The 7628-nt window shown below is 60.1% G+C and carries 6 protein-coding genes and 1 tRNA gene; 3 read left to right on the top strand and 4 right to left on the bottom strand.

Features of this window, described 5'->3' with window-relative positions; all coding sequences use genetic code 11:
• The 4 genes from dph2 to ppsA form a co-directional block, all read right to left on the bottom strand.
• A partial coding sequence (dph2, locus tag PHP59_RS10385) for a diphthamide biosynthesis enzyme Dph2 (protein ID WP_300166684.1) occupies positions 1-694 on the bottom strand: 694 nt, incomplete at its 3' end.
• A complete protein-coding gene (hpt, locus tag PHP59_RS10380; protein WP_300166685.1) occupies positions 672-1223 on the bottom strand; it encodes a hypoxanthine/guanine phosphoribosyltransferase in 552 nt (183 codons plus the stop codon). The genes dph2 and hpt, both read right to left, overlap by 23 nt.
• The gene (gene mfnA, locus PHP59_RS10375) at positions 1216-2313 is read right to left on the bottom strand and encodes a tyrosine decarboxylase MfnA (protein WP_300166683.1); all 1098 of its coding nucleotides are present in this window, start codon (positions 2311-2313) and stop codon (positions 1216-1218) included. Before mfnA ends, hpt begins: the two co-directional genes overlap by 8 nt.
• On the bottom strand, positions 2306-4600 hold the full coding sequence (ppsA, locus tag PHP59_RS10370) for a phosphoenolpyruvate synthase (protein ID WP_300166682.1): 2295 nt from the start codon (positions 4598-4600) through the stop codon (positions 2306-2308). The genes mfnA and ppsA overlap by 8 nt, the downstream gene beginning before the upstream one ends.
• 182 nt (positions 4601-4782) lie before the next feature.
• On the opposite strand from ppsA, the gene serA reads away from it, so the two are divergent.
• The 3 genes from serA (at position 4783) to PHP59_RS10355 (ending at position 7147) form a co-directional block, all read left to right on the top strand.
• Complete coding sequence (gene serA / locus PHP59_RS10365; protein WP_300166681.1) at positions 4783-6378, top strand: phosphoglycerate dehydrogenase; 1596 nt, start codon at positions 4783-4785, stop codon at positions 6376-6378.
• 130 nt (positions 6379-6508) lie between these two features.
• Positions 6509-6582: transfer RNA gene (locus tag PHP59_RS10360), tRNA-Val, on the top strand.
• Positions 6583-6844: 262 nt separating this feature from the next.
• The gene (locus tag PHP59_RS10355; protein WP_300166680.1) at positions 6845-7147 is read left to right on the top strand and encodes a MazG-like family protein; all 303 of its coding nucleotides are present in this window, start codon (positions 6845-6847) and stop codon (positions 7145-7147) included.
• Positions 7148-7628 lie beyond the last annotated feature (481 nt).

Here is a 7628-nt window from a genome sequence, read left to right as displayed (position 1 = left end):
AGAGGAGGATGCCGATGCTCTCCGCGGACCGCGCCTTCTCGATGAGGGCGAAGCGCCGCCTGAGAAGACGGTCGGCTGAGACCTCCTGCGCCTCGCCGGTATAGGGGTCGAGGGCGACGACCCTCTTCCCTGTGGCCATCTGGACACCGATCGCATGGAAGACGCCCGTCCCCACAAAGAGGATCTCGGGGGCCGCAAGGGCGCGGGCATTCGCATAACTGCAGCCGAGCACCTGGCCGGGCAGGGGGGTGCGCCCGCTGCCGGCGGCGACCTCGGCCGCAATGCCGTGCCCGGCAAGGGCGGCGGCGACCCCGTCCAGGAGGTGGACATGCTGCACGGTGGTGACGATCCCGACCTCCTTCCCGGTGAGGAGGGGGACCGCGGCCGAGACGACCGCAGGGTCGAAGTCGAAGGGGAGGTATTCATAGACCACACCCGATCGCTCCTCCACAGGGGCATGGCCAACATGGACGAGCAGGTCGGCACCCACCAGGGCGACTGCATCGAGGGCGAGGTCGCAGGCGCCATAGCAGGGGTCGCCGGCTACCGCCGCCACCTCGACGCCTTCGGCCGCCAGGGCCTGGACGAGGGGCACGGCCTGCCTCTTCAGCCCGTCTGGAAGCTGGAGGACGACGCGGCGCGCGCCCTCTGCCTTCACCCGCGCCGCAATATCAGCGGCACGAATCGGTGACATGGACCCCGTGTTCGTCGACATCGATGGTGACGAGCGTGGTGAACGGGCGGTCGAGAGAGGGGTTCCCACGGCGGATCACGATACAGATATCCGCGATCTCCGCACCGGCACTCTCCAGGGCGGCAAGGACCGCCTTGAGCGTGCCCCCGGTGGAGATCACGTCGTCAATGACGACGACGCGGTCGCCCTTCTCGATCCCGTTCAGGTAAAGTTGCCCGCTCGAGTAGCCGGTCGACTGGTGGACGGCGACCTCGCCGGGGAGGCTGTACTGGCGCTTCCTGATGATGTTCAGGGGTATATCGGTCACCAGGGAAAGGGCTGTCCCGATATGGATGCCCATCGCCTCGGCAGTGACGATCTTGTCGACGCCGCGGAGGTCCATGACGCTGACCATCGCACACGCCACCTCGCGGAGGAGGCAGGGGTCGAGGAGAGGCACGCCGTCTGTGATCGGGTGGATGAAGTAGTTGTATTCTCCCCGCCGCACGATGGGGCAGGACTCAAGCGATGATTTCAGCCTTTCAAGCATCCATTTCACCTACATCTCTGAGGAATTCTTCAATCACGTCCCTGTGGACATGGGGCATCATGACCGTGCGCATATGTCCGCGCCGTGTCCATGAGACACGCCAGCCCGGCGGAACCGCGCAGGCCTCGAAGGTCGCCACATTCAGGTCCGGAGTGACGGCCCGCCGGTATCCGAGGGTCTCCATCCCCTCGATGAGCCGCGTGGTGTTCTTCATGCACCCCTCGACGACCGCCTTCATGCCGCTCATGCCGAGGTACTCGAGGACGGCGAAGGCCCCGACGACTGCACCGCCCGAACGCGTCCCGGCAAGGGTGCACTCCTGCTTCACGGTAAGGTAGGGCGTCTCCACGTTGAGGAGGTTGAACCATGCAGGGTCCCTGACGACAAGGCAGCCGCACGGGATCGTGCTCATCCCCATCTTGTGAGGGTCGACGGCGATGCTCGCTACGCCCGGAAGGGCGAAGTCGAAGGGCATGGGATTCTTCAGGAAGGGGATGACAAGGCCGCCGAAGGCCGCGTCCACATGGAGGGGAACGCCCTTATCATGGGCGATGCCCGCGATCTCCGGGATCGGGTCGACGACGCCGTATTCGGTCGTCCCGGCGATCCCGACGATGCAGCAGGTGTTCCCGTCGATACGTTCCTGCATGGCGGCGGTGTTCATCCGGAAGGTCTCGTCGCAGGGCACGGTCCGCATCTCGAGGTGGAGGATGTCGCAGGCCTTCTCAAAGGAGAAATGCGCCGACTCGGGGACGATCACATTCGGGCGGCGCGACTCCTTCATCTTTGCATAGATCCTGAGGGCCTGGAGGTTCGACTCGGTCCCCCCCGAGGTCGCATAACCCCCGGCACCGGCGTGGTGGAAGAGAGCGCCGATACGTTCCACCAGGAGTTCCTCGATGGAAGCCGTCCCCTTGAATAAGCCCGGGTCGCCGAGGTTTGCCTCGATAAACATCTGGTGCGCACGCACCGCTACCGGATGGGGGACCGTGCACATCGAGCTGAGTACATGGTGATAATTGGAATCCTCTCTCTTCTTCAAAGAGAGGAAGGAAAAGAGTTCTTCCTCTGATATGCCTGTTTCATGCATTCTTGAGTCTCACAGAGTCAAGGATCATCCGCTTCTCTGTCCGCGCTGCAGTCTCGCGGATCTTCGGGACAGCGTCGATGTTTGCCGAAACACTCGTGATACCGTTCTCGATGAGCCACCGGACCATTGCAGGTTCGGAACCGGCCTGGCCGCAGATTGAGCACTCGACACCGTACTGCCGGCAGACGGCGATGGCGTCCTTGATCAGTTTGAGGACGGCCGGGTGCCGGGGATTGTACATCGGGGCAACGAGTTCGTTGTTCCGGTCGATGGCGATGGTGTACTGGATCAGGTCGTTCGTGCCGAAGGAGGCGAAGGAGACGCCGGCCTTGCAGAAGTCCTCGATGAGGATCGCACAGGCCGGGATCTCGATCATGATGCCGAGGGCGATCTCGTCCACCTTCACGCCCCAGGAGGCAATGAGCTCCTTTGCCCGGACAAACTGGTCGGGGTGGGAGACGAGGGGGAACATCAGGCCGAGGTTGTCGTAGCCCGCGTCCCAGAGCCGCTTGAAGGCCTCGATCTGCATCCTGAACTGAGCAGGGCTCTGGAGGTCGCGGCGGAGACCGCGCCAGCCAAGCATCGGGTTGTGCTCGTCAGGTTCTTCCTCGCCGCCGAGCATGTTGCGGAACTCGTCGGTGGGGGCGTCGAGGGTTCGGACCCAGACAGGTTTGCCCGGGAAGGCGTCGAGGACGACCTTGATACCTTTGTAAAGCTCGCTGATGAACTCCTCTTCCTTGCCCTGGGAGATAAACCAGCCCGGAGTCTTGTTCAGGCCAAGGATGAGGTGCTCGATCCTGAGGAGCCCGACGCCGTCGGCGCCGGTGGCGGCAGCCCGCGCGGCGGCCTCAGGGAGGGAGACGTTCACCTTGATGCTCGTCGCGGTGATGACCTGAGCCTGGGCAAGGAGGGCGGCGACTGCTGCGGGGGCTGCGGAGACTGCCGGGGTTGCCGGAGCGGCTGCGATAGCGCCTTCAAAGACAAGGCCCTTCTCACCGTCGAGGGTGATCATCTGCCCATCCTTCAGGGTCTTTGTAGCCTTCTTCGTCCCGACGACCGCAGGGGTGCCGAGTTCTCTGGAGACGATCGCTGCGTGGCAGGTCATCCCGCCCTCGTCGGTGACAATACCGCCGACCTTGCGCATCGCCGGGACCATGTCGGGGTTTGTCATCTTGGCAACAAGGATGTCGCCTTCCCTGACCTTGCTGAGGTCCTTGACATCGTGGACGATGATCACACGGCCACTCGCGACACCCGGCGAGGCGCCGTTCCCCTCAAGGAGGATCTTGCCAAGGTCACCGGTTGTGGCTGGTGCCTTCTTTTCGCCGGCCTTGATGGTGGTGATCGGACGGGACTGGAGGATATAGATGGTGTCCCCGACGATCGCCCACTCAAGGTCCTGGGGGATGTCATAGTGCTCCTCAGAGATCCGGGCGTACTCGGCAAGTGCCTCCACCCCGGCCTCGGAAAGCACAGGTGCGTCCTGCTGGTTCTTCGGGATGGTCACCAGTTCGGTGCCGTGGTCGCCGGTCGGGACAATCATATATTCCTTATTCGAGATGAGCGTGTCCACGACCCGCTTCAGCCTGCGGTCATAGACATATTTGTCAGGCGAGACACTCCCTGAGACCACGGCCTCACCAAGACCCCATGAGCCTTCGATGATGGTGAGGGGTTCACCGGTGACAGGGTGCGACGAGAACATGACGCCCGCCTTCTCCGACCTGACAAGTTGCTGGACGACGACGGCGATGTTGACGGTCCTGTCGTCGAAGCCCTGCTTTGCGCGGTAGTAGATGGCCCGGGCACCGTACAGGGAGGCCCAGCACTGCTGGACCGCCTCGATGACCGCGACCTCGCCCTTGATGTTCAGGTATGTCTCCTGCTGCCCGGCGAAGCTCGCATCAGGCAGATCCTCTGCGGTAGCACTGGACCTGACGGCGACAACCATCTCGCCGTTACCCATCTTATCATAGGCTACAAGGATCTCCTCCCTGATGTCTTCGGGCATCTTCGCACCGATGACCATCGCCTTGACATTCTGCGAGACTTCCTCGAGTTCGTCGCTGTTTTCAACATCGAGGTCAACAAGCAGGTCAAAAAGGGAGTCTTCAAGCCCGGTGTCAATGAGGAACTTTCTGAATGCCTGGGCCGTTACCACAAATGCATCGGGGACTGGCAGCCCTACAGAGGTCATTTCACCGAGGGATGCACCCTTTCCCCCGACGAACGGGATATCGTCCTTTGATATCTCTGAGAGCCACAAAATGTTCGGCATTTCGGTCATTATCGCACCACATATATGGTGGGTCTGACGAATCATATAGATTCTCCCTTCCCTCACTTTTCGCCACCTGCGCGGGGCAGGAGGTGTGAAAAAATGAGCACCGACCTCTCTCCGACGATCGCCCCGGGGCATTCCTATCCCTGAGAGAAAAAGACATGAATACCATCAGGGCATCATACATAATGGGGTTTACATTGAAATTCAGAGTCCTTGTCAGCGATCCGCTGGCTGAAGAAGGCATTGAAATATTAAAGGAGACGTGCGACGTCGATGTCCACACGAACCTGACCGAAGAGCAGTTGATCGAGGCGATCAAAGACTACGATGCAATTCTCGTGCGGAGCGGAACCGAGGTCACGGCAGCAGTGATCGAGGCCGGGACAAACCTGAAGTACATCGGGCGCGCAGGGGCCGGCGTCGACAATATCGATACCGAAGCAGCGACGCGCCGCGGCATCCCGGTTGCGAACGCTCCGATGGGCAACACCCTTGCGGCGACCGAGCACACGATTGCGATGATGCTTTCCCTTGCACGCAACATCCCACAGGCGACCGCATCCCTGAAAAAGAAGGAGTGGAAGCGTTCGAAGTTCATGGGAGTCGAGGTGAACGAGAAGACCCTCGGCATCGTCGGTCTCGGTCGGATCGGCCGTGAGATCGCAAAGCGCGTCATCGCGATGGACATGAAGGTCGTCGGCTACGACCCCTTCATCACGAAGGAGAACGCGGCGCAGATGGGCGTTGAGTTGATGGGTATCGATGATCTGGTGAAGGTCGCGGACTTCATCACGGTGCACACGCCCCTGACGCCCGAGACGAAGCACCTGATCAATGCCGAGCGCATCGCCACGATGAAGGACGGCGTCAGGCTGATCAACTGCGCCCGCGGTGGGATCATTGACGAGACGGCGATGTACGACGGGCTTGTGTCCGGGAAGATCGCCGGCGCTGCCCTCGATGTCTTCGAGAGCGAACCTCCCTTCGAGTCGCCCCTCCTCACGCTGGACAGCGTGATCGTCACCCCGCACCTCGGGGCGAGCACGGTCGAGGCGCAGAAGAATGTGGCGATCTCTGTGGCAAAGCAGTGCCTTGCCGTCTTTGCCGGCGAGCCTGCAAAGTATGCGGTGAACGTGCCGATGGTCCCGCCAGACCAGCAGGACCTGATGGAGCCCTTCGCCTACCTTGCCGAGAGGATGGGCAAGCTCGCCACCCAGCTCGTCGAGGGAAGGATCGGGGAGATCAACATCACGTACGGTGGCGACCTCGCCCAGAACCGCTTCACCAGGTACATCACCCGCGCCGTCCTCAAGGGGATCCTCGACCCGGTCCTCCGTGAGCCTGTGAACTTCGTCAACGCCGAATACGTGACGAAGGAGCGGGGCATCAAGGTGGCGGAGACGAAGACCGAGGCGTCTTCTGGATTCAAGAACCTGATCACCCTGACGGTGAAGACAGATGTAGGCGAAGAGACGGTCTCGGGTTCGGTCTTCTCGAAGGACAGGATCAGGATCACCTCCATCGGCGGCTACACGATGGACATGGTCCCCGAGGGCTCGGTCATCATCTCCCGCCACCTGGACAAGCCGGGCGTGATCGGCAGGGCCTCGACGATTCTCGGGGCGGCAGAGATCAACATCGCCGGCATGCAGGTGGGCAGGAAGAAGCCGGGCGAAGAGGCGATCATGGTCCTCAACGTCGATTCCGATGTCCCTGCGGCGGTCATGGACGAGATGCGCGCCAAGGTCGGGATCTTCTCCGCAAAGTTTGCAAAGCTCTGAAATTGGCCGGGAGACGCATGCGCGGGGGCGTTTCGTCCCCGCTCTTCACCTTTCCAGAATATACGGGCTTCAACAAAGTTTATATCAAACCACATTCAATCTATAGAGAGTCGGATTATCCGGCGCACAAGGGCTCGTGGTCTAGCTGGCTATGACGTCGCCTTGACATGGCGGAGGTCCTGAGTTCGAATCTCAGCGGGCCCATCTTCTTTTTAAAAAAATTAAATAGAGTAAATTGCGGTTTCTGCATTCAAAACAAGCAGTTCAACGAGATATTTGTAACAGGCCCGTGCTGCTTCATCAGGACGACTTCTCCAGATCCCACCTCTCAGTATGCATCTGTTTCTCTTTTCTCCTGTCCTCACAGTTTCTGAACACCTCGGGGAGAAAGATGAGATGGCAGAGGCCATGATCAGGGACATAAAATTTCTGAAAGAGGGATCATAGGAGTTCAGGGTAGAGCACCATGCCCGACAGCTGGGATCTCTCAGAGTGCGCGCGGAAAGCGGTTGCATTCAGAGACGAGAGAGGATTCAAGACGTTCAATGACCCGAAGAACCTGGCCGCCGCGATCTCCATCGAGGCGGCCGAGCTGGAGGAGATGTTCCTGTGGAGGGGGAGAGAGGAGTTCGGGGAGATCGACCGGGAAAGGATGTCCGAGATCGCAGACGAACGTGCCGACATCGTGATCTATGCCCTGATCTTCGCACATGATGCGGAGATCGACCTCAGGGCGGCGGTCGATGCCAGGATCAAAAAACCGGGATAAATATCCTCTTCCGGAAAAATAAATTTCCACACTCCATCTTTCAGCCGGACAGACCATTCAGGCGTCTCCAGCCGCCCCGGGATCCGGCCACTATCGAACATCACCCTATCCTTCATATCAGATATAAACCCTGCAGCGCCGAACAATTAGATTTATACATCAGTACATATCACCTGAAATTATGTCCAGATCTGGGACAAAAATGATCAGAAACCAGATGAATGACAGAGACATGGGCAGAGATCGGAAACAGTCGTATGACGAGTTCGATGAGGAGTTCGACCCTGAAGACTTCGGGGGCAAGAAAAGAAAGAGACGGTGAAGAGTATATCCCCGGACAACGGGCCCGATCCCCGGGCCCGACCCGGCCCCCGGGCCGGATCCCTCATATCTTTTTTCTCTACGGCGTACAACGTCGGTACCATATCCTCATCCTCCCTCCTGATCGCACAGGTTAAATACAACAATGCACAACAGTATA

Origin of the sequence: Methanofollis sp., assembly GCF_028702905.1 — an archaeon.
GTDB lineage: Archaea > Halobacteriota > Methanomicrobia > Methanomicrobiales > Methanofollaceae > Methanofollis.
Note: the sequence above shows the minus strand (reverse complement) of the source record. Positions and strands in the feature narration are given on the sequence as shown.

Coding starts and splice junctions, on each gene's coding strand:
- hpt (WP_300166685.1), bottom strand. CDS start 1,223: ATGCTTGAAAGGCTGAAATCATCGCTTGAGTCCTGCCCCATCGTGCGG.
- mfnA (WP_300166683.1), bottom strand. CDS start 2,313: ATGCATGAAACAGGCATATCAGAGGAAGAACTCTTTTCCTTCCTCTCT.
- ppsA (WP_300166682.1), bottom strand. CDS start 4,600: ATGACCGAAATGCCGAACATTTTGTGGCTCTCAGAGATATCAAAGGAC.
- serA (WP_300166681.1), top strand. CDS start 4,783: ATGGGGTTTACATTGAAATTCAGAGTCCTTGTCAGCGATCCGCTGGCT.
- PHP59_RS10355 (WP_300166680.1), top strand. CDS start 6,845: ATGCCCGACAGCTGGGATCTCTCAGAGTGCGCGCGGAAAGCGGTTGCA.